Annotated in this window: 28 protein-coding genes; 16 read left to right on the top strand and 12 right to left on the bottom strand. The window is 73.4% G+C overall.

The window, feature by feature from the left end; genetic code table 11:
- Positions 1–80: 80 nt before the first annotated feature.
- The 7 genes from pyrF (at position 81) to AC07BF_RS28790 (ending at position 7,464) form a co-directional block, all read left to right on the top strand.
- Positions 81–914, top strand: a complete 834-nt coding sequence (gene pyrF, locus AC07BF_RS28820; RefSeq protein WP_350877835.1) for an orotidine-5'-phosphate decarboxylase — start codon at positions 81–83, stop codon at positions 912–914.
- 365 nt (positions 915–1,279) lie between these two features.
- Positions 1,280–1,606, top strand: a complete 327-nt coding sequence (mihF, locus tag AC07BF_RS28815) for an integration host factor, actinobacterial type (RefSeq protein WP_063346755.1) — start codon at positions 1,280–1,282, stop codon at positions 1,604–1,606.
- A 48-nt stretch (positions 1,607–1,654) separates the two neighbouring features.
- A complete protein-coding gene (gene gmk, locus AC07BF_RS28810) occupies positions 1,655–2,212 on the top strand; it encodes a guanylate kinase (RefSeq protein ID WP_350877834.1) in 558 nt (185 codons plus the stop codon).
- 37 nt (positions 2,213–2,249) lie between these two features.
- A complete protein-coding gene (gene rpoZ / locus AC07BF_RS28805; protein WP_030240625.1) occupies positions 2,250–2,516 on the top strand; it encodes a DNA-directed RNA polymerase subunit omega in 267 nt (88 codons plus the stop codon).
- A 150-nt stretch (positions 2,517–2,666) separates the two neighbouring features.
- Entirely contained in the window at positions 2,667–3,914 is a 1,248-nt protein-coding gene (gene coaBC / locus AC07BF_RS28800; RefSeq protein WP_363627483.1) for a bifunctional phosphopantothenoylcysteine decarboxylase/phosphopantothenate--cysteine ligase CoaBC, read from the top strand.
- Positions 3,915–4,064: 150 nt separating this feature from the next.
- On the top strand, positions 4,065–5,273 hold the full coding sequence (gene metK / locus AC07BF_RS28795) for a methionine adenosyltransferase (RefSeq protein WP_350877833.1): 1,209 nt from the start codon (positions 4,065–4,067) through the stop codon (positions 5,271–5,273).
- A gap of 94 nt (positions 5,274–5,367) precedes the next feature.
- Positions 5,368–7,464 carry a primosomal protein N' gene (locus AC07BF_RS28790; RefSeq protein WP_478334108.1) on the top strand — a complete coding sequence of 699 codons (2,097 nt, stop codon included), beginning with the start codon at positions 5,368–5,370 and terminating at the stop codon, positions 7,462–7,464.
- A 61-nt stretch (positions 7,465–7,525) separates the two neighbouring features.
- Here AC07BF_RS28790 and AC07BF_RS28785 read toward each other — a convergent pair whose 3' ends face one another.
- Positions 7,526–8,167, bottom strand: coding sequence for a hypothetical protein (locus AC07BF_RS28785; RefSeq protein WP_400844166.1), 642 nt, complete (start codon positions 8,165–8,167; stop codon positions 7,526–7,528).
- A 288-nt stretch (positions 8,168–8,455) separates the two neighbouring features.
- On the opposite strand from AC07BF_RS28785, the gene def reads away from it, so the two are divergent.
- From def to AC07BF_RS28770, 3 genes are all read left to right on the top strand, one after another.
- Positions 8,456–9,001, top strand: a complete 546-nt coding sequence (gene def, locus AC07BF_RS28780) for a peptide deformylase (RefSeq protein ID WP_363627486.1) — start codon at positions 8,456–8,458, stop codon at positions 8,999–9,001.
- 40 nt (positions 9,002–9,041) lie between these two features.
- Positions 9,042–9,986, top strand: coding sequence for a methionyl-tRNA formyltransferase (gene fmt / locus AC07BF_RS28775; protein WP_363583154.1), 945 nt, complete (start codon positions 9,042–9,044; stop codon positions 9,984–9,986).
- A gap of 89 nt (positions 9,987–10,075) precedes the next feature.
- Positions 10,076–11,509, top strand: coding sequence for an RsmB/NOP family class I SAM-dependent RNA methyltransferase (locus tag AC07BF_RS28770; protein ID WP_363618305.1), 1,434 nt, complete (start codon positions 10,076–10,078; stop codon positions 11,507–11,509).
- A gap of 60 nt (positions 11,510–11,569) precedes the next feature.
- On the opposite strand, the gene AC07BF_RS28765 is transcribed toward AC07BF_RS28770, so the two are convergent.
- The 6 genes from AC07BF_RS28765 to AC07BF_RS28740 all read right to left on the bottom strand — a co-directional run bounded on the left by AC07BF_RS28765 (position 11,570) and on the right by AC07BF_RS28740 (position 16,082).
- The gene (locus AC07BF_RS28765; RefSeq protein ID WP_363627487.1) at positions 11,570–12,040 is read right to left on the bottom strand and encodes a hypothetical protein; all 471 of its coding nucleotides are present in this window, start codon (positions 12,038–12,040) and stop codon (positions 11,570–11,572) included.
- A gap of 136 nt (positions 12,041–12,176) precedes the next feature.
- Positions 12,177–12,509, bottom strand: a complete 333-nt coding sequence (locus tag AC07BF_RS28760; protein WP_363583160.1) for a sulfurtransferase TusA family protein — start codon at positions 12,507–12,509, stop codon at positions 12,177–12,179.
- 152 nt (positions 12,510–12,661) lie between these two features.
- Positions 12,662–13,207: a MarR family winged helix-turn-helix transcriptional regulator gene (locus AC07BF_RS28755; RefSeq protein WP_363627488.1), complete on the bottom strand. Its 546-nt coding sequence runs from the start codon at positions 13,205–13,207 to the stop codon at positions 12,662–12,664.
- A 74-nt stretch (positions 13,208–13,281) separates the two neighbouring features.
- Positions 13,282–13,635, bottom strand: coding sequence for a DUF6204 family protein (locus tag AC07BF_RS28750; RefSeq protein WP_363583164.1), 354 nt, complete (start codon positions 13,633–13,635; stop codon positions 13,282–13,284).
- A gap of 84 nt (positions 13,636–13,719) precedes the next feature.
- A complete protein-coding gene (locus tag AC07BF_RS28745) occupies positions 13,720–14,421 on the bottom strand; it encodes a dienelactone hydrolase family protein (protein WP_363627489.1) in 702 nt (233 codons plus the stop codon).
- Positions 14,422–14,612: 191 nt separating this feature from the next.
- The gene (locus tag AC07BF_RS28740) at positions 14,613–16,082 is read right to left on the bottom strand and encodes a serine/threonine-protein kinase (protein WP_478334107.1); all 1,470 of its coding nucleotides are present in this window, start codon (positions 16,080–16,082) and stop codon (positions 14,613–14,615) included.
- Between the two features lie 171 nt (positions 16,083–16,253).
- Between AC07BF_RS28740 and AC07BF_RS28735 the strand changes: the two genes are divergently transcribed.
- Together AC07BF_RS28735 and AC07BF_RS28730 are read left to right on the top strand one after the other, a co-directional pair.
- The gene (locus AC07BF_RS28735; protein ID WP_363583170.1) at positions 16,254–17,768 is read left to right on the top strand and encodes an outer membrane protein assembly factor BamB family protein; all 1,515 of its coding nucleotides are present in this window, start codon (positions 16,254–16,256) and stop codon (positions 17,766–17,768) included.
- Positions 17,769–17,913: 145 nt separating this feature from the next.
- The gene (locus AC07BF_RS28730) at positions 17,914–18,723 is read left to right on the top strand and encodes an alpha/beta fold hydrolase (RefSeq protein WP_363583172.1); all 810 of its coding nucleotides are present in this window, start codon (positions 17,914–17,916) and stop codon (positions 18,721–18,723) included.
- A gap of 64 nt (positions 18,724–18,787) precedes the next feature.
- Here the strand turns inward: AC07BF_RS28730 and AC07BF_RS28725 are convergent, their stop codons facing one another.
- The 5 genes from AC07BF_RS28725 to AC07BF_RS28705 all read right to left on the bottom strand — a co-directional run bounded on the left by AC07BF_RS28725 (position 18,788) and on the right by AC07BF_RS28705 (position 23,503).
- Positions 18,788–19,393, bottom strand: a complete 606-nt coding sequence (locus AC07BF_RS28725; RefSeq protein WP_363627491.1) for a hypothetical protein — start codon at positions 19,391–19,393, stop codon at positions 18,788–18,790.
- The gene (locus tag AC07BF_RS28720; protein WP_478334106.1) at positions 19,390–20,532 is read right to left on the bottom strand and encodes a serine hydrolase domain-containing protein; all 1,143 of its coding nucleotides are present in this window, start codon (positions 20,530–20,532) and stop codon (positions 19,390–19,392) included. The genes AC07BF_RS28725 and AC07BF_RS28720 overlap by 4 nt, the downstream gene beginning before the upstream one ends.
- A 153-nt stretch (positions 20,533–20,685) precedes the next feature.
- Complete coding sequence (locus AC07BF_RS28715) at positions 20,686–22,206, bottom strand: glycosyl hydrolase family 18 protein (protein ID WP_363627492.1); 1,521 nt, start codon at positions 22,204–22,206, stop codon at positions 20,686–20,688.
- A gap of 206 nt (positions 22,207–22,412) precedes the next feature.
- A complete protein-coding gene (locus AC07BF_RS28710) occupies positions 22,413–22,646 on the bottom strand; it encodes a DUF397 domain-containing protein (protein ID WP_363627493.1) in 234 nt (77 codons plus the stop codon).
- Positions 22,643–23,503, bottom strand: a complete 861-nt coding sequence (locus AC07BF_RS28705; RefSeq protein ID WP_363583182.1) for a helix-turn-helix domain-containing protein — start codon at positions 23,501–23,503, stop codon at positions 22,643–22,645. The genes AC07BF_RS28710 and AC07BF_RS28705 overlap by 4 nt, the downstream gene beginning before the upstream one ends.
- A 178-nt stretch (positions 23,504–23,681) precedes the next feature.
- Between AC07BF_RS28705 and AC07BF_RS28700 the strand changes: the two genes are divergently transcribed.
- The 4 genes from AC07BF_RS28700 (at position 23,682) to AC07BF_RS28685 (ending at position 26,590) form a co-directional block, all read left to right on the top strand.
- Positions 23,682–24,125 carry an ATP-binding protein gene (locus tag AC07BF_RS28700; RefSeq protein ID WP_400803524.1) on the top strand — a complete coding sequence of 148 codons (444 nt, stop codon included), beginning with the start codon at positions 23,682–23,684 and terminating at the stop codon, positions 24,123–24,125.
- Complete coding sequence (locus AC07BF_RS28695; RefSeq protein WP_350887235.1) at positions 24,122–24,313, top strand: hypothetical protein; 192 nt, start codon at positions 24,122–24,124, stop codon at positions 24,311–24,313. Before AC07BF_RS28700 ends, AC07BF_RS28695 begins: the two co-directional genes overlap by 4 nt.
- Positions 24,314–24,331: 18 nt before the next feature.
- Positions 24,332–25,072, top strand: a complete 741-nt coding sequence (locus tag AC07BF_RS28690) for a hypothetical protein (protein ID WP_400803520.1) — start codon at positions 24,332–24,334, stop codon at positions 25,070–25,072.
- A 240-nt stretch (positions 25,073–25,312) separates the two neighbouring features.
- Positions 25,313–26,590, top strand: a complete 1,278-nt coding sequence (locus AC07BF_RS28685) for a PLP-dependent cysteine synthase family protein (protein WP_478334105.1) — start codon at positions 25,313–25,315, stop codon at positions 26,588–26,590.
- Positions 26,591–26,621: the final 31 nt, after the last annotated feature.

The raw sequence follows: 26,621 nt of genomic DNA, 5'->3' as shown, positions 1-26,621 counted from the left end.
GTACGACGCCCCGTACGAGCCGCGCACGACCTCCCGTACGGCCTCCGTGCGGCCTCCCCACGACCTTCCGGAAGGACGACATGACCCTCGCCCCGTTCGGCGCCCGGCTGCGCCAGGCCCTCGACACCCGCGGCCAGCTCTGCGTCGGCATCGACCCGCACGCCTCCCTGCTCGCCGCCTGGGGGCTCGGCGACGACCTCGCCGGCCTGGAGACCTTCAGCCGCACCGTCGTCGAGGCGCTGGCCGACCGGGTGGCCGTGCTCAAGCCGCAGGCCGCCTTCTTCGAGCGCTTCGGCAGCAAGGGTGTCGCGGTGCTGGAGAAGTCCGTCGAGGAGGCCAGGGCGGCCGGCGCGCTGGTCCTGATGGACGCCAAGCGCGGCGACATCGGTTCCACCATGGCCGCCTACGCGGAGGCCTTCCTGTCGCCCGGCAGCCCGCTGTTCTCGGACGCCGTCACGGTCAGCCCGTACCTGGGCTTCGGCTCGCTGCGCCCGGCCCTCGACCTGGCCCGCGCGCAGGGCTGCGGCGTGTTCGCGCTGGCGCTCACCTCCAACCCGGAGGGCCACGAGGTGCAGCGGGCGGTCGGCGCGGACGGCGAGTCGGTCGCGGCCTCGGTGCTGCGGCAGCTGGCGGCGGAGAACGGCGACGCCGCCCCGCTGGGCTCCTTCGGCGCGGTCGTCGGCGCGACGCTCGCCGACGCGGGCGTGGAACTGGCCATCAACGGCCCGCTGCTGGCCCCCGGGATCGGCGCCCAGGGCGCGACGATGGCCGACCTGCCGCGGGTGTTCGGCGCCGCGGTGATCAACGTGGTGCCGAGCGTCAGCCGGGACGTGCTCAAGCACGGTCCGTCGGTGGCGGCCCTGCGCTCGGCGGCCGAGCGGTTCGTCGGCGAGTACGCGGACGCGGTGAAGTAGCGGCGATCGAGGGCGCGAGCGCGTAGCGGGGCGATGACCCTGCGCAGTGTGCGCAGCCCGGCGAGGGTCCCCGGACCTCCCCGGAGTTGACGTGAGCGCCGTCACATTGGCGGTGTCAAAGTTTCGCAATCGCGGTCATTTTGCCCTGGAAAGTCCTGGTCGGCCTTGGCTGACCAGGACTTTTCGTGTTCTTTTCCTGACGTGGCGCCGCAATCCGGGTAGTGTCCGGCGATAGGTCATCGGCGAGCCGCGAAACCCGTAGCTCCCGCAGGTCAAGGGCCCTCTGGTTCCCCTTGCGGACGGTGTCCTGGGATCCAAACCAGTCATAGCTCAATCCCTTCCTTCCACACCCTGAGGTGAACGGCGTGGCTCTTCCGCCCCTTACCCCTGAACAGCGCACCGCCGCGCTCGCCAAGGCCGCCGAGGCTCGCCGGGAGCGCGCCGAGGTCAAGAACCGGCTCAAGCACTCCGGCGCCTCCCTGCACGAGGTGATCAAGGCCGGAAAGGCCGAGAACGACGTCATCGGCAAGATGAAGGTCTCCGCACTGCTGGAGTCCCTTCCCGGCGTCGGCAAGGTCCGTGCCAAGCAGATCATGGAACGCCTCGGCATCAGCGAGAGCCGGCGCGTCCGCGGCCTCGGTACGAACCAGATCGCCTCCCTGGAGCGGGAGTTCGGCGGCGGTGCCGCCTGACCGTGCCCCGTGGTCCCGGGACCGTCCGCGATCCGGGATAATCGGTGCATGAGTGAGCGTCCGCGGCTGACCGTGCTCTCCGGCCCTTCGGGGGTCGGCAAGAGCACGGTCGTCGCTCATATGAGGAAGCAGCACCCCGAGGTCTGGCTCTCGGTGTCGGCGACGACCCGGCACCCGAGGCCGGGCGAGCAGAACGGGGTCCAGTACCACTTCGTCGACAACGACGAGTTCGACAAGCTGATCGCCAACGGCGAGCTGCTGGAGTGGGCCGTCTTCGCCGGCAACCGCTACGGCACCCCGCGCTCGGCGGTGCTGGAGAAGCTGGAGCGCGGCGAGCCCGTCCTGCTGGAGATCGACCTCCAGGGCGCCCGCCAGGTGCGCGAGTCGATGCCCGAGGCGCAGCTGGTCTTCCTGGCCCCGCCGAGCTGGGACGAGCTGGTCCGACGGCTGACCGGTCGGGGCACGGAGTCGCAGGACGTGATCGCGAAGCGGCTGGAGGCGGCCAAGGTCGAGCTCGCGGCCGAGCCCGAGTTCGACACGACCCTTGTCAACACCTCCGTCGAGCAGGTAGCGGCCGAACTGCTAGCCTTGCTCGGTGTAGCCTGACCTGTCTGTCTTTTCCACCCTTTCGGAAGGTTTTCGCGTGTCCTCTTCCATGACCGCGCCCGAGGGCATCATCAACCCGCCGATCGACGAGCTGCTTGAGGCCACCGACTCCAAGTACAGCCTCGTGATCTACGCCGCCAAGCGCGCGCGCCAGATCAACGCGTACTACTCCCAGCTCGGTGAGGGCCTGCTCGAGTACGTCGGCCCGCTGGTCGACACCCACGTGCACGAGAAGCCGCTGTCGATCGCGCTGCGCGAGATCAACGCGGGCATGCTGACCGCCGAGGCGATCGAAGCCGCCTGAGGCGGTCTCCGAAGCTTGTGGAAGGGCCCGGCGGAATCGTTTCCGCCGGGCCCTTCGGCGTTCCCGGGGGCTGTGGGATCGACCACGGTGCGCGCGGTGGCTGAGGGGCCGTAGGGTGTGCACGTCCCAGGAGTGGAGGAGAGCGGGAGTATGAGCGCGACTTCGGACCGGAGCGGGTCGGCGGACGCGCCGCGCGTCGCCCTCGGCGTCAGCGGCGGCATCGCCGCCTACAAGGCGTGCGAGCTGCTCCGCCGGTTCACCGAGTCCGGCCACCAGGTCACCGTGGTGCCCACCGAGGCCGCGCTGCACTTCGTCGGCGAGGCCACCTGGGCCGCGCTCTCCGGCCGCCCGGCCGCCACCGAGACCTGGGAGCGCGTGCACGAGGTGCCGCACGTGCGGATCGGCCAGCAGGCCGACCTGGTCGTGGTCGCCCCCGCCACCGCCGACCTGATCGCCAAGGCCGCCCACGGCCTCGCCGACGACCTGCTCACCAACACCCTGCTCACCGCCCGCTGTCCGGTCGTCCTGGCGCCCGCCATGCACACCGAGATGTGGGAGCACCCCGCCACCCGGGACAACGTCGCCACGCTGCGCCGCCGGGGCGTGATCGTGCTGGAGCCGGCCGTCGGGCGGCTCACCGGCAAGGACACCGGCAAGGGACGGCTGCCCGAGCCGTCCGTGATCTTCGACGCCTGCCGGGCCGTGCTGCGCCGGGGCGGGGCCGCCCCGACCGACCTGGCGGGCCGACACGTGGTGGTCTCGGCCGGCGGCACCCGCGAGCCGCTGGACCCGGTGCGCTTCCTGGGCAACCGCTCCTCCGGCAAGCAGGGCTACGCGCTCGCCGTGACGGCCGCGGCCCGTGGGGCGCGCGTGACGTTGGTCTCGGCCAACGCGGAGCTCGCCGACCCGGCCGGGGTCGACGTGGTGCACGTCTCGACCGCGCTGGAGCTGCGCGAGGCGGCGCTGAAGGCGGCCGCGTCGGCCGACGCCGTGGTCATGGCCGCGGCCGTGGCGGACTTCCGGCCCGCCGAGTACGCCAGCGGCAAGATCAAGAAGGTCGAGGGGGTCGAGCCGGCGCCGGTCGCCCTCGTCCGCAACCCCGACGTCCTGGCCGAGCTGGCGGCGCACCGCGCCCGTTCGGGCCAACTCGTGGTGGGTTTCGCGGCGGAGACCGACGACGTGCTCGCCAACGGCCGCGCCAAGCTCGCCCGCAAGGGCTGCGACCTGTTGGTCGTCAACGAGGTGGGCAACGGCAAGGCCTTCGGGACGGACGTCAACGAGGCCGTGGTACTGGGCTCGGACGGCAGTGAGACGGCCGTTCCGGTGGGCCCGAAGGAGGCGTTGGCGGACGTGGTCTGGGACCTGGTCGTGAAGCGGCTGGAAACGATCGGCGGCTGATCAAGCCCTGCTGGAGATCGGTCGCGATTTCCGGAAGCGGGTGACGTTCGGCGGAGGCATCCCGTTAGACTCCAGGAATCAAGTCTTTCCGGATGTCCCCGGTTCGCCGGGGGCCTTCAGTCAGCAGCCGCTGCAACCCCAGGGAGCGCTGTGTCTCGCCGCCTGTTCACCTCGGAGTCCGTCACCGAGGGACACCCCGACAAGATCGCTGACCAGATCAGCGACACCATCCTTGACGCTCTCCTCCGGGAGGACCCGACCTCCCGGGTCGCCGTGGAGACGCTCATCACCACCGGCCAGGTGCACGTGGCCGGCGAGGTGACCACCAAGGCGTACGCGCCGATCGCCCAGCTCGTCCGGGACAAGATCCTGGAGATCGGCTACGACAGCTCCAAGAAGGGCTTCGACGGCGCCTCCTGCGGCGTGTCGGTGTCCATCGGCGCGCAGTCGCCCGACATCGCCCAGGGCGTCGACACCGCGTACGAGGCTCGGGTCGAAGGCGACGAGGACGACCTGGACAAGCAGGGCGCCGGCGACCAGGGCCTGATGTTCGGCTACGCGTCCGACGAGACGCCCGAGCTGATGCCGCTGCCGATCACCCTCGCGCACCGCCTCTCGCGCCGCCTGACCGAGGTCCGCAAGAACGGGACCATCCCGTACCTGCGCCCCGACGGCAAGACCCAGGTCACCATCGAGTACGACGGCGACAAGGCCGTCCGCCTCGACACCGTGGTGGTCTCCACCCAGCACGCCAGTGACATCGACCTGGAGTCGCTGCTCACCCCGGACATCCGCGAGTTCGTGGTCGAGCCCGAGCTGAAGGCGCTCGCCGAGCAGGGCATCAAGCTGGTCACCGAGGGCTACCGCCTGCTGGTGAACCCGACCGGCCGCTTCGAGATCGGCGGCCCGATGGGCGACGCCGGCCTCACCGGCCGCAAGATCATCATCGACACCTACGGCGGCATGGCCCGCCACGGTGGCGGCGCCTTCTCCGGCAAGGACCCGTCCAAGGTCGACCGCTCGGCCGCGTACGCGATGCGCTGGGTGGCGAAGAACATCGTCGCCGCCGGCCTCGCCCGCCGCGCCGAGGTGCAGGTCGCGTACGCGATCGGCAAGGCCGAGCCCGTGGGCCTGTTCGTCGAGACCTTCGGCACCGAGACCGTGCCGGTGCTGACCATCCAGAAGGCCGTCACCGACGTCTTCGACCTGCGCCCGGCCGCGATCATCCGCGACCTGGACCTGCTGCGCCCGATCTACTCCCAGACCGCGGCGTACGGCCACTTCGGCCGTGAGCTGCCCGAGTTCACCTGGGAGCGCACCGACCGGGTGGAGCAGCTGAAGGCGGCCGTGAAGGACTGAACGGCCTGATCGTCCGGAAGCGGCGCCTACCCCCGGGCGGGGTGGGCGCCGCTTCTGTGCGTTCTGTCGGTGTGACCTGGTAGTACTGGGAGCGATGAGCAGCACAGGGGAGACGGAGAACACGGAGAACGGGGCCGAGCCGGAGCAGCTGGCGTTCATCCGGGAGACGGTCAAGCGGGCCAAACCCCGGACGTGGCGCGGCGCCAAGCGGGCCGAGCACCTGCCGGTGGCCCGGGTCGTGGTGGACAAGGGCGTGCTCACCATCGACAAGTTCTTCGACTACGAGGTGCCGGCCGCGATGGCCGAGGAGGCCCGCCCGGGCGCCCGGGTGCGGGTGCGCTTCGGCGCGCGCGTGGTGAAGGGCCAGCGCGAGGGCGGGGAGCTGCACGACGGGTTCATCGTCGCCCGGCTGGAGAAGAGCGACTTCCCCGGCCCGCTCGCCCCGCTCGCCCAGGTGCTGTCGCCCGAGCCCGTGCTCACCCCCCAGCTGCTCCGGCTCTGCCGGACCGTCGCCGACCGCTACGCCGGCACCCTCGCCGACGTCCTCCAGCTGGCCGTCCCGCCCCGCCACGCCAAGGCCGAGGCGGAGCCCTCGCCGCCGGCGCTCCCGCGCCCCCCGGCCCCCGCCCCCGGGGGCTGGCAGCGCTACCCGGCCGGGCCCGACTTCCTCGCCGCGCTGGCCGACGGCGGCTCGCCGCGCGCCGTCTGGGCGGCGCTGCCCGGCCCCGGCTGGCCGTACGAGATCGCGCGCGCCGTCGCCGCCACGCTGGCGGGCGGGCGCGGCGCGCTCGTCGTGCTGCCCGAGGGGCGGTCGGTGGCCCGGGTCGACCAGGCGCTCACCGAACTGCTCGGCGCGGGCCGGCACGTGGCCCTGGAGGCCGACCTCGGCCCGCGCGAGCGTTACCGGCGCTGGCTGGCGGTGAGCCGCGGCTCGGTGCACGCCGTGATCGGCACCCGCGCCACCATGTTCGCGCCGGTGCGCGACCTCGGGCTGGTCGTCGTCTGGTCCGACGGCGACAACAGCCACAGCGACCCGCGCGCCCCGCACCCGCACGTGCGCGAGGTCGCGCTGCTGCGCGCCGCCGACGAGGGCGCGGCCGTGCTGCTCGGCGGCCACGCCGTCACGGTGGAGGGCGCGCAGCTGGTCAGCACCGGGTGGGCCCGCCCGCTGACCGCCGACCGGGAGACCGTGCGCCGGATCGCGCCGCGAGTGCGGACCGTCACCGACCAGGACCAGCACCGCGACGGCGCGGCCCAGGCCGCCCGGCTGCCCTCGGTGGCCTGGGAGGCCGCCCGGGAGTCGCTGGCCGCCGGGCGCCCGGTGCTCATCCAGGTGCCCCGGCGCGGCTACGTGCCCCGGCTGTCCTGCGGGCGCTGCCGCACCCCCGCCCGGTGCCGGCGGTGCGAGGGCCCGCTGGAGGCGCCCGCGGCCGACGCCGCGCTGAACTGCGGCTGGTGCGGGGAGGCGGAGACGGACTGGCACTGCCCCGAGTGCGGCTCGTTCCGGCTGCGCGCCCAGGTGGTCGGCGCCCGGCGCACGGCGGAGGAACTGGGCAAGGCGTTCCCGCGCATCCCGGTGCGCACCTCCGGGCGGGACGCGGTGCTGGCCACCGTCCCGGACGAGCCGTCGCTGGTGATCTCCACGCCCGGTGCGGAGCCGGTGGTGGACGGTGGTACCGGGTACGGGGCCGCGCTGCTGCTGGACGGCTGGGCGCTGCTCGGCCGGCCCGACCTGCGGGCCGGGGAGGAGACGCTGCGGCTCTGGTTGACGGCCGCCGCGCTGGTCCGGTCCGCCGAGGAGGGCGGCTCGGTGGTCGTGGTCGCCGAGCCGTCGGCGCGGCCGGTGCAGGCCCTGGTCCGCTGGGACCCGCTGGGCCACGCCGGGCTGGAACGCGACGAGCGGGCGCAGCTGCACTTCCCGCCGGTGTCGCGGATGGCGTCGGTCAGCGGCAGCCCGGCGGCCGTGGCCGACCTGCTGGGGCTGATCCGGCTGCCCTCGGAGGCGGACGTGCTCGGGCCGGTACCGGCCCCGGCCCTGCGCGGGGAGGAACAGGAGCGCGCGCTGCTGAGGGTGCCGCCCGGGCAGGGGGCGGCGCTGGCGGCGGCCCTCAAGGCGGCGCAGATCGCGCGGATCGCGCTGCGGACGCCGGAGGCGGTACGGGTGCGGGTGGATCCGACCGACATCGGGTGAGGCCGGCGGGGGCGGGGTGAGTGGCCACCCCGCCCCGGATGGCGCTGGTCGGACGGCGGCGTCAGCCGCGCAGCGGGATGCCGGTGCGGTCGACCGGGGTGCGCTCGGGGGTGGTGCGGTCGACCGGGGGGCGGTCGAGGGTGCCGCGCTCCGGGGTGGTGCGGTCGAGCGCGGTGCGCTCCAGGGTGCCGCGCTCCAGGGCGGTGCGGTCGAGGCTGCTGCGGTCCAGGCCGCCCTGGCGGGCCGCCGGGACGGTCGCCGCCAGGCCGCCGGACGGCGCGGCGGGCAGCTCCTCCGAGCGGTCCGGGCGGCTCTGGCCCGGGACGGCGCCGCTGGCGGCGAGGAGTTCGCTGGTCGGGCGGCGCATCCCGTACCGGCGGTGCACGGCCTGCTTGGTGACCCCGAGGGCCGAGCCCACCGAGTCCCAGGAGAAGCCCAGGGCCCGGTCGAACTCGACCGCCGCCGCGACCAGGGTCTCCACGCTCTCCCTCAGCTCCTGCGCCAGGCGCACGGTCGGCGCGGGCGCCCGCCCGTACACGACGAAGCCGGCCGACGTGCTGGGCCGGCGCGGACGGTAGACGTTGCCCAACTGGGCGGTGAGCGTCCGCAGCGCGTCGACCTGCCGCCTCACCCGCTCGATGTCCCGCACCAGCAGGTGCAGGCTCGCCCGCGCCCGGGCGTCGTGGTTGATCTGCTCGGCCATGGCCTACGTGCCACCTTCCGTACGGTTCGGCTCGGCCGGGGCGCGGTGTCCCGTGCGCCCGGCCCCGGTCAATCTCACTTGACCAACGCCGAAGCGGGGGCCGGGGTAACGCCGCCGGGCACACTCGGGATATGCCAGAAGCCGGTGCCGGGGTGGGGGAGGGGCGTTCGGGGCGGTGTGAGGAGCCGGGTGAGGGCATGGGCGGCGGGCGCGGTGCGTTGCATAGACTTGCCGGGAACCCGTAGTTGCCCGCAGCCCAGCACCCTCGACGGACAGGAGCCCGTACCCGTGGCGATCCAGCCGATCCGGCTCTTCGGAGACCCCGTCCTGCGGGCCACCGCCCAGCCGGTGACCACGTTCGACAAGGAACTGCGCACCCTGGTCGGCGACCTCACCGAAACCATGCTCGACGCCCCCGGCGCCGGCCTCGCCGCGCCCCAACTCGGCGTCTCCCTGCGGGTGTTCACCTACCACGTGGACGGTGTCACCGGGCACCTGATCAACCCGGACCTGTCGCTGACCGAGGAGGAGCAGGACGGCCCCGAGGGCTGCCTCTCGCTGCCCGGACTGCGCTACGACACCAAGCGCGCCTACGGCGTGGTCGCCAAGGGCTTCACCATGTACGGGGATCCGGTCACCCTGGAGGGCACCCAGCTGCTCGCCCGCTGCATCCAGCACGAGACCGACCACCTCGACGGCATCATCTTCATCGACCGGCTCGACCGCGAGCAGCGCAAGGCCGCGCTGAAGGCGATCCGTGACACCGACTGGGGCGGCGCGCCCGCGCCGGTCGTCAAGGTCTCCCCGCACAGCACGTTCGGCGCCGCGCGCTGAACCCTCTGATCTCCAACGTTCTTTTGCAGAAAGGCACTTGATGCGTCTCGTCTTCGCCGGCACCCCCGAGGTCGCCGTTCCCGCCCTGGACGCCCTGCTCGCCTCCGACCGGCACGAGGTCGTCGCGGTGGTCACCCGCCCCGACGCCCCCGCCGGGCGAGGGCGCAAGCTGGTCGCCAGCCCCGTCGCCCAGCGCGCCGAGGAGGCCGGGATCGAGGTCCTCAAGCCGGCGAAGCCCAGCGACCCGGAGTTCGTCGCCCGGCTCACCGAACTCGCCCCCGACTGCTGCCCGGTGGTCGCCTACGGCGCGCTCCTGCGCCCCGGCACCCTGGAGATCCCCAAGCACGGCTGGGTCAACCTGCACTTCTCGCTGCTGCCCGCCTGGCGCGGCGCGGCCCCCGTCCAGCACGCCGTGCTGGCCGGCGACGAGGTCACCGGCGCGGCCACCTTCCTGATCGAGCAGGGCCTGGACTCCGGTCCGGTCTACGGCGTGATCACCGAGGAGATCCGCCCGACCGACACCAGCGGCGAACTGCTCACCCGCCTCTCGGTGTCCGGCGCGCGCCTGCTCACCGCCACCATGGACGGCATCGAGGACGGCTCCCTGCACGCCCTCCCGCAGCCGGCCGAGGGCGTCACGCTCGCCCCGAAGATCACCGTCGAGGACGCGCGCGTCGAGTGGAGCCACCCCGCCCTGCGGATCGACCGCGTGGTGCGCGGCTGCGCCCCGGCGCCCGGCGCCTGGACGGAGTTCCGCGGCGAGCGGCTGAAGATCACCGGGCCGGTGAAGCTGCTGACCGACTCGTCCGCCCTGGCGCCCGGGGAGCTGGCCGTGGTCGGCAAGAACAGCGTGCGGGTCGGGACGGGCAGCCACGAGGTCGAACTCGGGGAGGTCCGCCCGCAGGGGAAGAAGGAGATGCGGGCGGCGGACTGGGCGCGCGGGGCGCGGCTGGAGTCCGGGGAGCGCTTCGGCTCCGAGGGCTGAGGCTCAGGTTTAGCGTTACTGTTCGTCCAATAACCACTGATAATCCTCTGATAACCACCGATAACCACCGCAGCACCTTGAGGCATCCTGTGACCACCCCCAGCGCCCAGCGCGCCCCCCGCCCGCACCGCCGCCCGAAGAAGGACCCGGCCCGGATCGTCGCGTTCCGCGCGCTGCGCGCCGTCGACGAGCGCGACGCGTACGCCAACCTGATCCTGCCGTCGCTGCTCCGCGAAGCCGAGCAGAAGGGCATGGACCGGCGCGACGCCGCCCTCGCCACCGAGCTCGTCTACGGCACCCTGCGCCTTCAGGGCACCTACGACGCGATCATCGCCGCCTGCATCGACCGGCCGCTCGGCAAGGTCGACCCGCCGGTCCTGGACGTGCTCTCGCTCGGCGCCCACCAGCTGCTCACCACCCGCATCCCCAGCCACGCGGCGGTCTCGGCCACCGTCGAGCTGGCCCGGGTGGTGCTCGGCGACGGCAAGGCCAAGTTCGTCAACGCCGTCCTGCGCCGGATCAGCGCCCACGACCTGGACGCCTGGATCGAGAAGGTCGCCCCGCCGTACGAGAAGGACGCCGAGGACCACCTCGCCGTCGTCCACTCGCACCCGCGCTGGGTCGTCTCCGCGCTCTGGGACTCGCTCGGCCGCTGGCAGCCCGACGCCTCCGGGCGCAGCGCCCTGGAGGACCTGCTGCGCGCCGACAACGCCCGGCCCGAGGTGACCCTTGTCGCCCGCCCCGGCCGGGTCGACGTCGGCGAACTCGCCGACGCGCTGCCCGAGGCCGAGCCCGGCCGCTGGTCCCCGTTCGCGCTGCGGCTCGCCGAAGGCGGCGACCCGGGCTCGCTGGAGGCCGTCCGGGACAACCGGGCGGGCGTCCAGGACGAAGGCAGCCAGCTGGTCGCCCTCGCCCTGGCCAACGCCCCGCTGGACGGCCCGGACCGGCTCTGGCTGGACGGCTGTGCCGGCCCCGGCGGCAAGGCCGCGCTGCTCGCGGCGCTGGCCGCCGAACGCGGCGCCGGGCTGGTCGCGAGCGAGAAGCAGCCGCACCGCGCGCGGCTGGTCGCCCGGGCGCTGGAGGGCAACCCCGGCCCGTACACGGTGATCACCGCGGACGGCACCCGCCCGGCCTGGCGCTCCGGAGGCTTCGACCGGGTGCTGGTCGACGTGCCGTGCTCCGGCCTGGGCGCCCTGCGCCGCCGCCCGGAGGCGCGCTGGCGCCGCCGCCCCGCCGACGTCGCGGCCTTCGGCCCGCTCCAGCGGGACCTGCTGCGCTCGGCGATCGACGCCACCCGGGTCGGCGGGGTGGTCGGGTACGCGACCTGCTCGCCGCACCTCGCGGAGACCCGGGCCGTCGTGGACGACGTGCTGCGGGCCGAGGGCGGCCGGGTCGAGTGGATCGACGCGCGCCCGCTGCTGCCGGGCGTCCCCGCGCTCGGGGACGGGCCGGACGTGCAGCTCTGGCCGCACCTGCACGGGACGGACGCGATGTACCTGGCGCTGCTGCGGCGGACGGCGTGATCCGGTGATCCGGTGATCCCGTGATCCGGTGATCCGGGGGGACTGGGGAGGGCGGTGCGCTCAGCCGGGTGAGGGGGGCTGCGGCCGGGCGGGCGTGGGCCCGGGGAGGTCGGTGAGGAGGGCGTGGGCCTGGGCGCGGAGGCGGTCGACCGGGGGGTCCTCGCAGATCACCTCCAGGCCGAGCCCGCTCGCCTGCCCGAAGTGGTAGTACGACTGGTAGGCGAGGTAGGGGCGGTGGCCGTCGGTGGGGTCCAGCCCGACGGCGAGCGTCGCGAAGTGGGTGCGCTCGTTCTCGGTGCGCTCGAACTCCGTCCGGGAGAGCCGCCATTCGAACTCGTACGGCTCCGGATCGGACGGCAGGTCCAGCAGCGCCTGGGCGAGCCGGCGGACGTCGTCCGGCCCGGCGAACGGGAGCGACTCGGACCCGCGGGGCGCGGCGGCGAGCAGCTCCCAGCCGTCGCCGTTGCGGCTGACGGACAGTGCCCACTCGCCGTCCTGGTCGTGCCAGTGGCAGCTGAGGATCGGATCCATGGTGGTCAACCTCCCTGTGAGGCTTGGCCGTTCGGCTCTCCCCATCGTGGCACACCGGACCGCCGAAGGGAGCCGGGCGGCCGGCGGTGGGCGGGGGCGCGCGGGGCTTTCGGGCCGAGGGCGGGGGCCGGGGTGGTCAGTCGGTGGCCGGGGTCGGCGCGGGGTGCCAGGGGCGGTCGGCGCGGGTCGGGCGGGCCGCGGCGGTGAGGCGCAGGGCGTACACCTCGCGGTCGGTGGCCGGGTGCGGGACGGGGCCGAGGTAGTCGTGGCCGGTCAGGTGGCACCAGGCGGGCAGGTCGAGGGGGGCGGCGGGGTCGGTGGTGTGGATGTGCACCACCGCGCCGGCGGGCAGGTCGGCGATCCGGGCGCGCAGTCGCAGCAGCAGTTGGACGCAGAGCAGGCCGGTGCCGTCGACGGTCAGGTCGGGGGCGGGTTCCTGGCCGGGCTGCTGTCCGGGGGTGTGGGTCATGGGGTTGCTGCCCTTCGCGGTGGTGCGGCGGTGCCGGGGTGCAGGGGTGCAGGGGTGCCGGGCTCAGCCTAGGCGCCGGGACGGTGCGGTACGCGGCGCCGTTCGGGATCTGGCGGTTTCGTAGTCCGACAGTCCGACAGTTCAACGGTCCGTTAGTCGCGGGCTGTGGCCGCCCCCGGCCGCTGGTCGGGGGCGGTGCCGCCGAGGCGGGTGAGCAGGACGGCGAGGCGGTCGAGGTCGTCGGGGCTCCACTGGTCGGCCGCGAAGAGGTCGGCGGCGACCTTCCGGGCCGTGTACAGCATCTCGGCGAGCCGGTCGCGGCCGGTCGGCGTCAGGGCCGCGTAGGCGACCCGGGCGTCGCGGGCTGCCGCCTCCCGGCTCACCAGGCCGATCCGCTCCAGCGGTGCCAGCCCGCGGGTGACGCCCGAGGCGGTGAGGCCGAGGGCCTCGGCGAGGTCGACCCGGCGCATCCGGCCGCCGGGGGCGTGGCCGAGGTGGAGCAGCAGGGTGAAGTCGGACAGGCTCACGCCGTGCAGGCCGCCGAGGCTCGCGTCGAAGCGCTTGGCCACGGCTGCCTGGGCGCGGACCAGCCGCAGGGCGGTGTCCAGCGGGTCGGGCCGGGTGCCCGGGTCGGCCTGCGGGTCGGCCGGTGGGTCGGCCGGTGGGTTCGTGTGCGGGTCGGCGTGCGGATCTGTCATTGCTACCTCCTTGACTACTCAAGCATACCGGTGCGGCGAGCCGTCAAGGAGGTAGCGGGAGGGGGGGGAGGGGGCTAGCCGGCGTTGGCGGCGCGGCGCTGCCGCTTGCCGAGCGGTGCCTGCGAGAGGTCCTCGGCCTGGGACCGCAGGTTCTTGTAGCCGTAGCCGCGCTCGGCCAGCCAGGCCCGTGCCGCCTGCTCGGCCCGCTCGGCCGCCGCCAGGATGTCCTCCTCCGCCTCGCCCGAGTCGAGGAAGCGGAAGGTGAAGGCGGCCCGCGCGCCGAGGTCGTAGCTGAGGTGTCCCTCGCGGGTGAAGGCCGCGCGCAGCACGTCGTGTTCGGGCGCGCGGGCGAGGAGTTCGGCGTGCTGCTCGACGCTGAGGTCGTCGAAGACGCCGCGCACCATGATGCGGAAGGTTCGAGTGGTCATCCCCCGACCATAGGCAGGACGGACGGCCGACCGCCAACCCGATTTCGTGCCGCTCGCTGGTCGACAGTGGGTTCCCGGGCGGACCTAGGCGCGTCTGCCGGGCAGGCGGGTGCAGACGGTGCCGGAGGCGAGCGGGGCCGGTTCGGCCTTGAGGGCGTCGAGGGTGAAGTCCGTGGTGAGGGCGCTGATGTCGGCGGTCTGCCGGATGAGGTAGTGGTTGGCGCCGGGGGCTTCGTAGCGGGCGAGGTCGGGGACGACCGGGCGGGCCCGCAGGGCGTATTCGAGGGACTGGTTGGCGTTGGCGGCGCTGTGGTCGCCGGTGCCGTGGACGATCAGGACGCGTCGGCCGGCGAGGTGGTCGACGGGGTCGCCGCTGGGCAGCCAGGGCGCGATGCCGGCGACGCCGACGACGTTCGGGTGCCCGGCGCACCAGAAGGCGGCGCGCCCGCCGAGGGAGTTGCCGATGAGGACGACGGGTACGTCGCCGTAGCGGCGGGCGAGTTCTTCGAGGGCCCAGCGGGTGTCGACGGCGGTGTCGGCGTCGGCGCCGTTCCAGCCGCTGTAGCGGTAGCGCAGCAGGTGGACGGCGAGGCCGTGCGGGCGGCCGCGGTCGGCGAGTTCGGCGGTGAGGTCGCGCAGGCCCAGTTCGGCGACCTTCAGCGGTCCGCGCCGGCTGCGCAGGAACCCGCCGGGCAGTAGCAGGGCGACGCCGTCGACCCGCCCCGTCCCGTCGTCGCCGAGTCGTGGGGTCAGTTGTGCGGTGCGCGGCCGCTGCGCCTGGAACACGCGAAATCCCTCCCTGGTGTCTACCTCCGGATTCTACGGTTCGGCGGGCGGGTCGCGGTGCGCGTGCAGGGGCCGCAGGGCCCAGCCGGTGGCGCGGGTGCGGGGCCCCCGTGGGCCCGGCCTGGCGGGCGGGGGGAGGGCGTTGGGTGGGCGGGCCAACTCGCCTGCGGGTGCGAGGCGTTGGGGCGAGGTCAGGAGCGGCGGCCCGGCTGGTCGCCGCCGCCGGTGGAGCGGCTCCGGCCGGAGAGCAGTTCCTGCATGCTCGGGAGCTTCCGGCGCTGCGAGCCGGTCTGCGAGCCGGTCTGCGGGCCGCTCTGAGAGCCGGTTTGCGTGCCGGCGGGCGGGGCGATCGAGCGGCGGGGTTCGGGGGCCGGGCCGAGGCCGGCCTTGGCGGCCGCGTCGGCGAGGAAGTCGGAGGCCTGGCGGCGGGCGTTGTCGACCGTGCGGCGCAGGCTCTCGGCGTCGTTGCGCAGCTTGTCGGTCTGCCGGCGCAGCAGGTCGGTGCGCTGCTCGGCCTCGGTGAGCTGCTTGAGGCTGGCCGCCGCCCGGGCGGCGGCCTCCCGTTCGAGCTCCTCGCCACGTTGCTGGGCTTCGGCGACGATCTGTTGTGCCCGGGCCTCGGCGCGGGCCCGCTGGTCGGCGAGGTCCTGGTCGAGCCGGCGGCGCCGCTGGGCGATGCTGGTCTCGAATTGCAGCGCGACCTGGGCGGCCTGGTCGCGGGTGCGCTGGAACAGCGCGTCCGCTTCCTGCCGGCGGGCGAGGACGTACGGGTCCTCCTCGGCGGCGGGGACGTCCCGGACGGTGGCGTGGTAGCCGGCCGGGGGTCGTTCGGCCTGCTCGGCGAGGTGGATCAGGCGTTCGGCGACCTGGTCGGCGTGCGGCGGCCGTCGGTCGGGGTCCTTGGCGAGCAGTTCGAGGACGAGGGTGTCGACGTCGGCGGGCAGGCCGGGCCGGAGGGTGCCGGGGGCGGCCGGGTGGACCTCGCCGTGCTGGCGGATGAGTTCGTAGAGGGTGCCGCGGAACGGGGTGCGGCCGGTGAGGAGTTCGTACAGGAGGCAGCCGAAGGCGTAGAGGTCGGAGCGGGCGTCGAGGCCGCCGCTGTCGAAGCGTTCGGGGGCCATGTAGGCGGGTGTGCCGACGATGACGTTGGTGCTGGTGATGCCGTCGTCGGCGGTGCCGACCCGGGCGATGCCGAAGTCGACGACCTTGACCTCCCCGGACGACTGGATCATCACGTTGGCCGGCTTGACGTCCCGGTGGACGACGCCGGCCCGGTGGGCGGTGGCGAGGGCCTGGGAGATCTGGACGGCCCAGGTGAGGGCCTGGCGCAGGGGCAGCGGTCCGTCGCCGAGGTGGCGGCTGAGCGGGGCGCCGTCGAGCAGTTCCATGACCAGGAAGTAGAGCGGCCGGCCGGCCTCGTCGTGCCGGCCGAAGTCGTGCACGGTGACGATGGACGGGTGGTTGAGCGCGCCGGCGGTGGCCACCTCGCGGACGAACCGGGCCGCGTCCTTGGGGGTGTTGTTGCTGCCCGGGAGCATCACCTTGACGGCGACGAGCCGTTGGATCCGCGCGTCGCGGGCCTTCCAGACCGCGCCGAAGGCGCCCTCGCCGATCTGCTCGACCAGCTCGTACCGCCCGTCGAGTACGTCGCCCGGCTGCATCCCCGCCCCTTTCACGCCCCCGGTGCCGCGCCCCGGCCCCCGGGTCAACCTACCGTCCGTCGCCGGGGCCGGGAGTTTTCCGTTGTCTTTGTTCAGGATCGAGCCAGGCTCTGCGATCATCCGATGATCGTCGTTCGTGCGTGGGCGGCGCTTGACGGGGGAGTGACCGACATGGCCGAGGGGCCCGTGGACAGTGCCGCCGGGGCCGGGCGGGCCCGCAGGTCCGTCCGCCTCGCCAGGGGCGGGTTCGCCATGGACAAGGAGGCCTGGATGGTGGTCTCCGGCGGGGTGCTGGGGGCCATGTTCGCGAGCATGGGCCTGGCCGTGCTGATCGGGCCGTCCCAGGGGTACGGCGGCGAGAGCCTCGACATCATGGGCATCGTCAGCATCCTCGGCCTGATGCCCTGCGGGGCCGGCCTGCTGTGGGCGCTGCTCCACCCCCGGCGCGGCTTCCCCGCGGTCGCCGTCGGGATCCTGTTCGGGCTTGCCGCGTTCGTCTCCTTCGCCGGGACCGGCCTCAACGACGCCTGGGAGGCGCCGCTGGACCGGCCGTCGTCGATCCGCGCCGTCGGCAGCTGGACCAGCGGGGACGTGGTGGTGCGGGTCCGGCCCGACCAGGTGGTGGCCTACCGCGGCACCACCGGGCAGGTCGCGTGGCGGTGGACGCCGCCGGGCGAGGACTCCGTCTGCGCCATGAGCCGCGGGACGGGCCACGGCCTCGGACTGCTCGGCCACTCCCCGCACGACCGGCCGTGCGCGGCGGTGACGGCGCTCAACCTCGCCGACGGCAAGGCCGCCTGGACCGCCGCGGCGGACGCGCCCGGCCGCGTCGGGGACACGGCGGCGCCCGATCTGCTCGCCGTCGCCGGGGACGAGGCCGTCCTCCAGGAGCGGACCGGCTGGCGCGCGGTGCACCTGGCCGACGGGCGCGCTTCCTGGCGCGGCGACGCGGACGCCGGCTGCTCGCCGTTGCAGGTGGCGGGCGGGGCGGCGGAGGTGGTGACGGTCGCGCAGTGCGGCGACGCCGCGCCGGTGCTGCGGTCGCTGGCCCCGGCGGACGGGCGGGAGCGGACCCGGGTCGCCCTGCCGGTCACGGGCGGGCTGAAGGACGTCGCGGTGGTCTCCACCGAGCCCCTCGCGGTCTGGGTCGACGCGCAGGGCGAGCGCGGGACGCACGCCGTGCTCAGCTTCGACGGGGCGGGGCGGCAGCGGGCGTCGATCCCGGTCGCGGGGGACGAGTACGACCTCGACGTCATGCTGGGCGGCGCCCACGCGTACGACGCGTTCGCCGCCCGCCCGCTGTTCGGCGGGGTGGTCGTCGGCGACCAGCTGATCGTCCCCGGCGAGAAGCCGGACGACGTCCGGATCAGCGGGGGGAAGAACCCCAGCCGCATCGCCACCGGGCGCCTGGTCGCCTACTCGCTCGCCGACGGCGGTAAGCGCTGGACGTCCGGGCTGGACGACCAGGTGACGGGGCTGCTGGTGGACGGCGCGTCGGTGTGGGCGCTGACCCGGGACAAGCTGACCCGGGTCGACGCCGCGACCGGGCGGAAGAGCAGTGAACTGGACGTCAACGACTCCAAGTCCGTCCACCCGGTGGACCTGTCGGTTTCCGGGCCCGGCCGGTTCACGGTGGTGGCGGAGGACGGCACGCGGGACGAGCCGCCGGCCCGGGGCATGGGCTGAGCCGGCTCGGGGCATGGGCTGAGCCTGCGGGGCGCTTGATCGCCCGTTGTTCGTCACGCTCGGTCACGGCCACGGCCCGGGGGTGCCGCCCCGAGCGGCTGTGTCAGGCTGGTGGGGGAGCACCGCCGAGATCGGGAGGCTCGTGATGGCCGAGATCAGGGTGAACGGGGTGTCGCTGCACTACGAGGCCCGTGGCGAGGGGCCCGGCGTCGTCCTGGTGCACGGCTCGTGGAGCGACGCCGACAGCTGGGCGCGCGTGATGCCGGGCCTGGCCGAGTCGACCACCGTCGTCGCCTACGACCGGCGGGGCCACAGCCGCAGTGAGGACCCGCTCACCCAGGGTTCGGTCCACGAGGACGCGGCCGACCTGGCCGGGCTGATCGACGGGCTCGGACTCGCGCCGGCGTTCGTCTGCGGGAACTCGTACGGTTCGCTGATCACGCTGCGGCTCGCCGCCGCCCGGCCCGACCTGCTGCGGGGGATCGCCGTGCACGAGCCGCCCGGCGCCGGCATCCTGCTCGCCGACCCCGAGCTGAGGCCGGTCGCCACCGCGCTCGCCGACCGGATCACCGCCGTCCGGGAGCTGCTGGAGCAGGCCGAGTCGGCCGCGGCGGCGGAGCTGTTCGTGGAGACGGTCACCTTCGGGCCGGGGGCCTGGGCACAGCTGCCCGCGCCGGTGCGGCACACGTACGTGCGCAACGCGCCGACCTACCTGGACGAGCTGCGGGACCCGGACGCCCTGGACCTCGACCTGAACGCGTTGGCCCGCTTCACGGAACCGGCTCTACTCACGCAGAGTGACAACAGTCCGCCGATGTACGGCGAGGTGCTGGACATCATCGACCTCACCCTGTCGAAGGTGGAACGACACCTGTACCGGGGTGCCGGTCACGCACCGCACCTGTCGCAGCCGGAGGAATGGGTGCGGGTGGTGCTGCCGCGCGCCCTGGCGTGAGCCCCCACTCCGGGAGCGCGCCCGGCCCGTTGCGCGCTGGGGCGTAACGGGCCGACCGCACGCGTCAGTTGGGCGAGGCGCCCCAGCCGTCGTCCGGGAGGGTGCGGTCCGGCTCGGGGCAGTCGGTGTGGTCGTAGCCCCACAGCAGGGCCTTGTTCAGCACCCAGTCGTCTGGCGGCGGCGCGTCATCATGGCCCTCGGGGGCCGCGTGGCCGTCGCGGGCCTGGTGACCGTCGCGGTCGGTGAGGACGAACGCCACCCGGACCTCCTCGGCCACCGCCACCTCCAGGGTGCGCTGGTCGGGGACGTTCTCGTACGTCACGGTCTCCCAGCGGCAGCCGGCGGCGGTCAGCGCGGCGATCAGGGCCGACTCGGTGACGTGCGTGTCGAGCGTCAGCAACCCGCCACCGGCCAGCGGGAGTTCGAGTTCGCCGTGCCACACGGGCAGGGACAGCGACTGGAGCCGGCGGCAGTGGCAGAACACCGTCTGCACGTCGCCCCAGCTGAAGCCGTGCGGCCAGCGGGACTCGCGGTGGATCCGCCCGCCGTCCCAGGGATCGCCGTAGTGGGCGGCGAGTTCGGGCAGCGAGGCGTTGTAGCGCAGCCCGTCCGGACCGTCCAGGCCGCCGGTGGTCGCCAGCGCGGTGAGCCGCGCGAGGAAGTCCGTCACCCCAGGCACCCGCGCACCGCCTCGATCAGCCGGTTGGCGCGGGCGTCGCCGTGGCCGATCATCCGGTTGGCGACGTAGCCGAAGCCGACGCCGAACTCGTCGTCCCCGAAGGCGAACTGGCCGCCCGCGCCGTCGTTGCCGAAGCTGCGCGCGCCCAGCAGCGGGCGGAAGGCGGGGGAGTCGAGCAGCAGGCCGGAACCCCAGCGGGCGCCCATGTCGAAGCCCAGGAAGCCCGCGCCGGAGGAGACTTCGCGCACCGCGTCGGTGACGGTCTCGTGCGAGAGCAGGCGCGGGCCGCCGTCCAGGCCGGTGGCGGCGGCCGCGTACAGCCCCGCCAGCCCGGTGGCGGAGGCGACCGCGCCCGCGCCGGGCAGCTCGATCGCGTGCAGGGCCGGGTCGTTCCAGCCGTGCGGCACGTCCAGGCCGGGGAAGACCAGGGCGCCGTTCATCGTCACGATCCGGGTCAGCAGGTGCTCCGGGCCGGGCATCGGACGGCGGCCCTCCGCCTCCACCAGCCGGGCCAAGCGCGGGAGTTCACTCTCCGGCAGGCCGATCCGGACCGGCAGGCCGAGCGGCTCGGCGATCTCCTTGCGGAGGAACTCGCCCGGCGTGAGCCCGGTGATCCGGCGGATCACCTCGCCGACCGCGAAGCCCAGGACGTGGCCGTGGTACTCGTAGGCCGTGCCGGGCTCCCAGAGCGGCTCCTGCGCCTCGATCGCGCGGACGACGGGAGCCCAGCCGGCGATCTCCTCGAAGGACAGCACCGCGTCCAGGGCCGGGATGCCCGCGCGGTGGCCGAGGATCATGCGGGTGGTGATGTCCTGCTTGCCGTGGCGGGCGAACTCGGGCCAGTAGCGGGCGATCGGCGCGTCGAGGTCGAGGCGGCCCTGCTGGGCGAGCAGGTGGGCGCTGATGCTCACCGCGCCCTTGGCGCAGGAGAAGACCGGGACGAGGGTGTCCTGCGTCCAGGCCCGGCCGGTGCGTTCGTCGGCCGTCCCGTCCCACAGCTCGACCACCTTGCGGCCGCCGGAGAACACCGTGACGGCGGCGCCGAGTTCGGGGAACTCGTCGAAGTTGCGGGCGAAGACGTCCGCCACGGCGCCGAACCGTTCGTCGGTCCAGCCCTGGTACTGCTGCATGGTGTTCCGCCCCGTTCCTTCGTTCACGTGGAGCCGCTGGCCCCAAGATCGTCGACCGGACCACGGTACGGCGTCGGGGCGGTCGGCACGACCGGTTTCCCACCCGGGCGGCGGTGGGGAGCCGGCGCCCGGGCGGTGGTCCGTCGCCCGCCGTCAGCTGCGGCCGGTGACGTAGAGGGGCTTCATGTCGACGACCGTCGCGGTGACGGTGTGCCCCAGGCCCTCGCGGGCGGCGTTGGTGAGCACGCCGGGGTCGGCCTCGGCGTGCTCGGCGAACAGGCCGCCGAGGCCCCGGGCGCGGGCGTACTCGGCCTTGGCGCGGACGGAGCGCGGGGTGTCGAGGGAGAGGAAGACGCCGGTGCTCGGGTTGTGGAGGTAGTCGGCGTCGGCGGAGATGTCCGTGTACAGCTCGAAGCCGTTGCGGCCCTCGCCCTGCTCCAGGTCGAGGTAGTTGCGCAGCACGTCGGCGTAGGTGCTCGTGCCGGGGGCGAAGGAGCCGACCGTCTGGCCCGACGCGGTGTCGTACGTGCCGCGCAGGGGCGAGCTGCGGGTGAGCCGGGCCCGCTTGGCGTTGCGGGTGGTGGTGGCGTAGCCGAGGTGGATGCGGTGCGGGGCCACGCCGGCGTGCTCGATCAGGTGGGTGACGGCGTTGTCGACGCAGTCCGTCTGGCTGCTGCTCGGGTCGCGGCGAAGCGAGGTGTGGTGCCCGAGCCCGGCGGACCAGGGGCTGCCGAAGAAGTCGAAGGACATCAGGTCCAGCCGGTCGGCGCCGGCCTCGACCAGGAGCGGGACGTTCATCGCGTCCAGTTGGGCGGCGGAGGCCGGCACCGCGACGGCGATCGTCGCGTTCCGGTCGGCGGCGGACAGCGCGGCCCTGGTCTCGCGGATGAGCTCGGCGAAGTTCCCGGCGTCCTCCGGGCCGTACCCGGCCTCCGGGGCGCCGGCCGAGCCGGGCCAGCGCCAGTCCAGGTGGAGGGTGGAGAACATCGGGAAGGCGCGGAAGATCCGTACCACGGACTGGGCGAACCGCCGCCGGGAGGCGGGCTCCTGGGCGATGGCGTGGAAGGCCTCGCTCAGGTCCCAGCCGCCGATGTGCAGTCCGACCGCGAGGTCCGGGTTGCGCTCCTTGAGGCGACGGGCGGCGCCCAGCAGGCCCTGGGCCTGCTGCTGGGTGAACAGGTCCTGGTAGTCGTTGGAGACCCAGCCGTCGAACCCGTAGCCGAGGTAGGCGGCCGCCGCGCTCCAGGCGTCGATGAAGGTCACGGCGCCGCGCTCGGAGGAGGCGATGCCGAAGTCCTGGGCGGCCTGGGTGGTGGCGGGCCCCAGGCTGCCCCGGCCGCCGACGAGGCCGACCAGGCCGAGGACGATCTCGTCGAAGGCGCCGTTCGCGGCCTCCAGCCGGGTCAGGTCCGCGCCCGGCCCGCCGGTGGGGCCTCCGCTGTCGTCGGTCAGGCGGCTGTCGTAGGCCCAGGTGGTGTCCAGGAAGCCGGACACGGTCTGCTCGCCGCTGCGCCGGTAGGTGTTGAAGGCGGGCTTGGCGACCCGGCAGGGGGTGAAGGAGAGCTTCGAGTCCTCCCGCGCCGGGTCGAAGCCGTTCATCTCGTACGTGCGCTCGGCCGCGTCCACCGCCTGGCCGTTGAGGCCGGGGTCGGACGGGTACACCAGCTCGCTCATGGCATGCGCTCCCTGTGGTGGGGATGACGGAATGCGCCCGGATCGACGCCGGGCGTGATCACGCTTGGGAGCGTAATGGCGGGAGCTGTGCGTGTGGGGCGGTTCGGACGAACTGGTTGACGGTCGATCAGATGAGCGGTAATGCCGACGCCGCTCACCGCAGGGCATGCGGTGAGCGGCGCAGGGTGGTGCGGGGCGGTGGGTGGTCAGGCGGTGAAGCGGGGGTCGCGGGCTTCGATGGCCTGGATGAAGGCGGCCCATTCGGCCTGGTCGAAGGCGAGGTGGGGGCGGCCGGGGTTCTTGTCGTCGCCGAGCCAGACGTCGCCGTTGGGGAAGCGGGCGATGATCACGCAGTTGCCATTGGAGTCGCCGGAGAAGGGGGACTTGGCCCAGTCGGCGTCGGCGGGGTTGTGGTTGTACGGGTCGCGCTTCTCGCTCACGTGATCTCTTCCAACTTGCGTTCAAGGGCGGCAATGGTGGCGGTCGGCGAAAGCGCGCACCGCTTCAGCCGAGCGAAGGCCCGCTCGGCCCGACGGACTTCACGTCCCGATTTACGCGGGAGCATACCGCCGACGGCTTCGACGAATGCGAAGCTCTCACCTGGCTCCCCAGGGAAGCGAAGAAGCGTAAGCCCCGACGCCAGAATCCCAGGTCGCCCAGCGCTGAGCGGAACCATGCGAAGGATGACGTTGGGGTACTGAGCCACCTTGAGAACGTGCCGGATCTGACCGGCAAGAACCTCTTCGTCGCCGCCGACGAGTAGGGCCACCTCGCCAAAGTAGGCGTCGAGATTGAGTAGTGGCGCTTTGGTGAGCCTGCGTTGGCGAAGAATGCGGATCTCGGCAGCAGCCTCGTTCTGGTCCTCGCTGAGACCGTCGAGACCGGCGGCGATCACCTCGCGTGCGTAATCCTCGGTCTGCAGCAGTCCAGGGAAGGCCGACAGGTAGTAGTCGAGCATCTGAGTGGCATCGGCCTCAAGACTGAGGTACTCAGCGAAAGCGGAGCTGATCGTGTCGGCAAACTCGTGATCCTGCCACCAGTGCCGTGAAGGGCCGTCAGTGGCCAACGCCTCGATCTCTGCCCTTTCCGGGCCGGTGATCCCGCAGTGGTCCATGAACGCGGCCAAGTCAGCTGCGGTCACCGGCAGCAGCGCCCTCTCGACCTTGCTGAGTCGAGCCGGGTTCCAGCCCTTCAGGCCGGCGGTCACGTCGGCGAGCGTCTTGTTGTTCTCTGTGCGCCATGCTCGTAGCTCGTCTCCGAGCCGGATCTGCCTGATCGCTGACGGGTCCTTGCTCAACGCGCCCCTCCCTTGGTCTGCGGCCCCAGTCTTGCTGGCCGTGCTACAGGGCTCAAGCCAAGTCCAAGATCAAATAATTTATTTTTCTCTTGGCATTGTTCGGGTTGCAAATTCGATTTTCGATGCCCCACACTCACTGTGACCGCACGAACACGCCACTGAAGGTGTGGGGTGACTCATGTCCACCTTGCGTAACCCGGTCCTCCGAACCTGGGAGACCACCCTCACCGAGCACGAGACCTCGGTCCGTACCGCCCGCCGCCTGGTCCGTGACCAGCTCACCTCCTGGGGCTGGGCCGGTGACCCGGTCGACGACCTCGTCCTCATCGCCTCCGAGTTCGTGACCAACGCCGTCGTCCACGCCTGTCACGGCGACGGCGAAGTCCGGCTCTACCTCCAGGAGTTCGACGGCGACTGCCGCCTCGAAGTCTGGGACCCCCGCAGCGACCTCCCGCTCCTGGAGCGGCGTCCGGGCCGTTTCAACGAGTGCGGCCGCGGGATCGAACTCGCCCGCCGGCTCGCCGTCGACTTCGGGGTGGTCGCGCGGTGCGGCACGGGCAAGCGCGTCTGGGCGCGCGTCCTCCGTACCGCGAACAGCAACGTTCCCTCGCCCGAAAGTTGAGCGTCATCAAGCTCGCCACCACGGCTGCGATCACCGCCGCCAGCCTCGCCCTCGCCTGCTTCGCCTCGGACCTCGTTCCGCCGCGCGAGCCGGCCACCGCCGACGTCGTCTGGTGGACCACCCTGGCCGCCGCCCTGATGACCGGCATCAACCGCCACAGCGACAACTCCGACGACGACAACGACTGAACCGAGGCCGCTCACCCCATGACGACCATGCACCCCGCCGCCATCGCCTTCCGCGACCCGGCGGCCCTCCGCGCCCGCTGCGACATCGGCAACGTCCGCAGAGTCCACGGCGAGCCCGACTACGAGAACGGAGCCGTCGTCCCCGCCGGCGACTGGTCCCCGCTCCCCGAGGACCACCCCGAGCGCTACGCGCCGGGCTCCTTCACCAAGGACAGCGGCCTGGTCGAGTTCTTCCGCCTCCCTGGGACCGTCACCGACGTCCACACCGTCGCCGCGCTCGTCGGCCTCCTCGGCGATCCGCTGCACGTTGCCCTGGACGAGGCCGACGACCCGCCCGGCGAGTTGGTCACCCACCGGTTGCCCGAGAACGGCCTGTGTCTCGGCCTGCATGTCGACAACCACCAGAACCTGCCGTACCCGGACCGCGACACCGCCCGCCGCCGCCTCTGCGTCAACCTCGGCCCCGGCAGCCGCTACCTCCTGCTCGCGGACACCGACATCAAGTCCATCTGCCGTACCGTCCACGACCGTTACGAGACTCACTGCCCCCACACCGACGACCTGCGGATGTTCGTCGCCCTGCGCAAGCCGCTCAAGCTGCTGCGGGTCCGCATCGACCCGGGGGAGGGCTGGCTCGCCCCGACCGCCGTGCTGCCGTACGACGAGTCCACGGAAGGTGTGGAAGGTCAGGGCCGGTGGTCCACCACCGCGTCCTGGCTCGGCCACTGGGGGCGCGACCTCTTCGACCCGCTGATCTGATCGCGCGCCGATCACTCTCCGCACACACCCCGATCGGCGGGGCGGGCGCAGGCCGCACCGTTGCGCACTTTGGAGCGCGGCAAATCTGAGGGGCGCGCAAGAGGCACCACGCGCCTCTGTTCGCGCCCCTTTGAGGTCGAGAACCCTCGCACGCCCGGCCCCGACGATCCGGGGCTGCCAGCGACTATCTGACCGCGCGTTCGGGCAGGCTCGGGCGGACACCGATCGAAGGAGGCCGTGATGGCCGCAGTGCACGAATCCGTACTCGACGCGATCGGCGGGACACCGCTGTTCCGCCTCGCCCGGCTCGGCGCCGGACTGCCCGCGCCGATCTACGCCAAGGCCGAGTTCCTCAACATCGGCGGCAGCGTCAAGGACCGCGCCGCGCTGTCCATGGTGCTGGCCGCCGAGCGGGACGGCCTGCTGCGGCCGGGCGGGACGATCGTCGAGGCGACCTCCGGCAACACCGGCATCGGGCTGGCCATCGTCGGGCGGCAGCGCGGCTACCGGGTGATCGCCGGGGTGTCCGACAAGTCGGCGCCCGAGAAGTCCGACATCCTGCGGGCGTACGGCGCCGAGGTGGTGCTCGCCCCGACGGCCGTGCCCGCCGAGGACCCGGCGCACCTGTTCAACGTCGTGCAGCGGCTGGTGGAGGAGATCCCCGGCGCCTGGCTCGCCAACCAGTACGACAACCTGGCCAATCCTGACGCCCATGTGCGCACCACCGGTCCCGAGATCTGGGAGCAGACCGGCGGCCGGGTGACCCACTTCGTCGCGGGCGTCGGCACCGGCGGTACCGTCACCGGCACCGGCGGGTACCTCCAGCAGGTGTCCGGCGGCTCCGTGACCGTGATCGGCGCCGACCCGGAGTCCTCGATGTACGGGGGCGGGGACGGCAGCCCGTGGTTCGTCGAGAGCATCGGGCACTTCCTCCACCCCGGCACCGTCGAGGACCGCTGGCCGCAGGCCTACCGGTCGGAGGTGGTGGACGCCTTCGAACGCATCCCGGACCGCGAGTCGCTGCTGACGGCCCGTCGGCTCGCCCGCGAGGAGGGCATCCTGGCCGGTCCTTCCTCGGGCACGGCGGTGGCGGCGGCGCTGCGGGTCGCGCGGCGGCTCGGGCCGGACGACCTGGTGGTGGTGCTGCTGCCGGACTCCGGGCGCTCGTACCTGTCCAAGGTGCACAGCGACGACTGGATGCGGCAGTGGGGCTTCCTGGAGGAGTCGGAGGCGGAGGCGGAGTCGGAGGCGGCGAACAGCCTTCGGTCGCTGCTCGCCGGGGCCGGCCCGCTGGTCGCGGTCGACGCCGGCGCGACGGTCGGCGAGGCGCTGGAGGCGCTGCGCGCCGTGCCCGACGGGGTGGCGCCGGTGGTGCTGGCGCGGGCGGCGAGGCCGTACGGGGTGAGCGCGACGGAGGTGGTCGGCTCGGTGTCGCGGGCGGTGCTGGCGGCTGCGCTAGGCAGTGTCGTCAAAGTGATCTTGGCTAGTGGATCATGGTGTGGTGATACGTCGCCATGAACTCTCCGATGCCGAGTGGGGCTTGGTGGAG

The organism is Kitasatospora sp. NPDC043950 (assembly GCF_056435345.1).
Note: the sequence above shows the minus strand (reverse complement) of the source record. Positions and strands in the feature narration are given on the sequence as shown.

Bases quoted from the DNA above. Each gene is read 5' to 3' on its own strand.
- pyrF (WP_350877835.1), top strand. From the start codon at position 81: ATGACCCTCGCCCCGTTCGGCGCCCGGCTGCGCCAGGCCCTCGACACC.
- gmk (WP_350877834.1), top strand. From the start codon at position 1,655: ATGAGTGAGCGTCCGCGGCTGACCGTGCTCTCCGGCCCTTCGGGGGTC.
- coaBC (WP_363627483.1), top strand. From the start codon at position 2,667: ATGAGCGCGACTTCGGACCGGAGCGGGTCGGCGGACGCGCCGCGCGTC.
- AC07BF_RS28790 (WP_478334108.1), top strand. From the start codon at position 5,368: ATGAGCAGCACAGGGGAGACGGAGAACACGGAGAACGGGGCCGAGCCG.
- AC07BF_RS28785 (WP_400844166.1), bottom strand. From the start codon at position 8,167: ATGGCCGAGCAGATCAACCACGACGCCCGGGCGCGGGCGAGCCTGCAC.
- fmt (WP_363583154.1), top strand. From the start codon at position 9,042: ATGCGTCTCGTCTTCGCCGGCACCCCCGAGGTCGCCGTTCCCGCCCTG.
- AC07BF_RS28765 (WP_363627487.1), bottom strand. From the start codon at position 12,040: ATGGATCCGATCCTCAGCTGCCACTGGCACGACCAGGACGGCGAGTGG.
- AC07BF_RS28760 (WP_363583160.1), bottom strand. From the start codon at position 12,509: ATGACCCACACCCCCGGACAGCAGCCCGGCCAGGAACCCGCCCCCGAC.
- AC07BF_RS28755 (WP_363627488.1), bottom strand. From the start codon at position 13,207: ATGACAGATCCGCACGCCGACCCGCACACGAACCCACCGGCCGACCCA.
- AC07BF_RS28750 (WP_363583164.1), bottom strand. From the start codon at position 13,635: ATGACCACTCGAACCTTCCGCATCATGGTGCGCGGCGTCTTCGACGAC.
- AC07BF_RS28740 (WP_478334107.1), bottom strand. From the start codon at position 16,082: ATGCAGCCGGGCGACGTACTCGACGGGCGGTACGAGCTGGTCGAGCAG.
- AC07BF_RS28735 (WP_363583170.1), top strand. From the start codon at position 16,254: ATGGCCGAGGGGCCCGTGGACAGTGCCGCCGGGGCCGGGCGGGCCCGC.
- AC07BF_RS28730 (WP_363583172.1), top strand. From the start codon at position 17,914: ATGGCCGAGATCAGGGTGAACGGGGTGTCGCTGCACTACGAGGCCCGT.
- AC07BF_RS28720 (WP_478334106.1), bottom strand. From the start codon at position 20,532: ATGCAGCAGTACCAGGGCTGGACCGACGAACGGTTCGGCGCCGTGGCG.
- AC07BF_RS28715 (WP_363627492.1), bottom strand. From the start codon at position 22,206: ATGAGCGAGCTGGTGTACCCGTCCGACCCCGGCCTCAACGGCCAGGCG.
- AC07BF_RS28700 (WP_400803524.1), top strand. From the start codon at position 23,682: ATGTCCACCTTGCGTAACCCGGTCCTCCGAACCTGGGAGACCACCCTC.
- AC07BF_RS28690 (WP_400803520.1), top strand. From the start codon at position 24,332: ATGACGACCATGCACCCCGCCGCCATCGCCTTCCGCGACCCGGCGGCC.
- AC07BF_RS28685 (WP_478334105.1), top strand. From the start codon at position 25,313: ATGGCCGCAGTGCACGAATCCGTACTCGACGCGATCGGCGGGACACCG.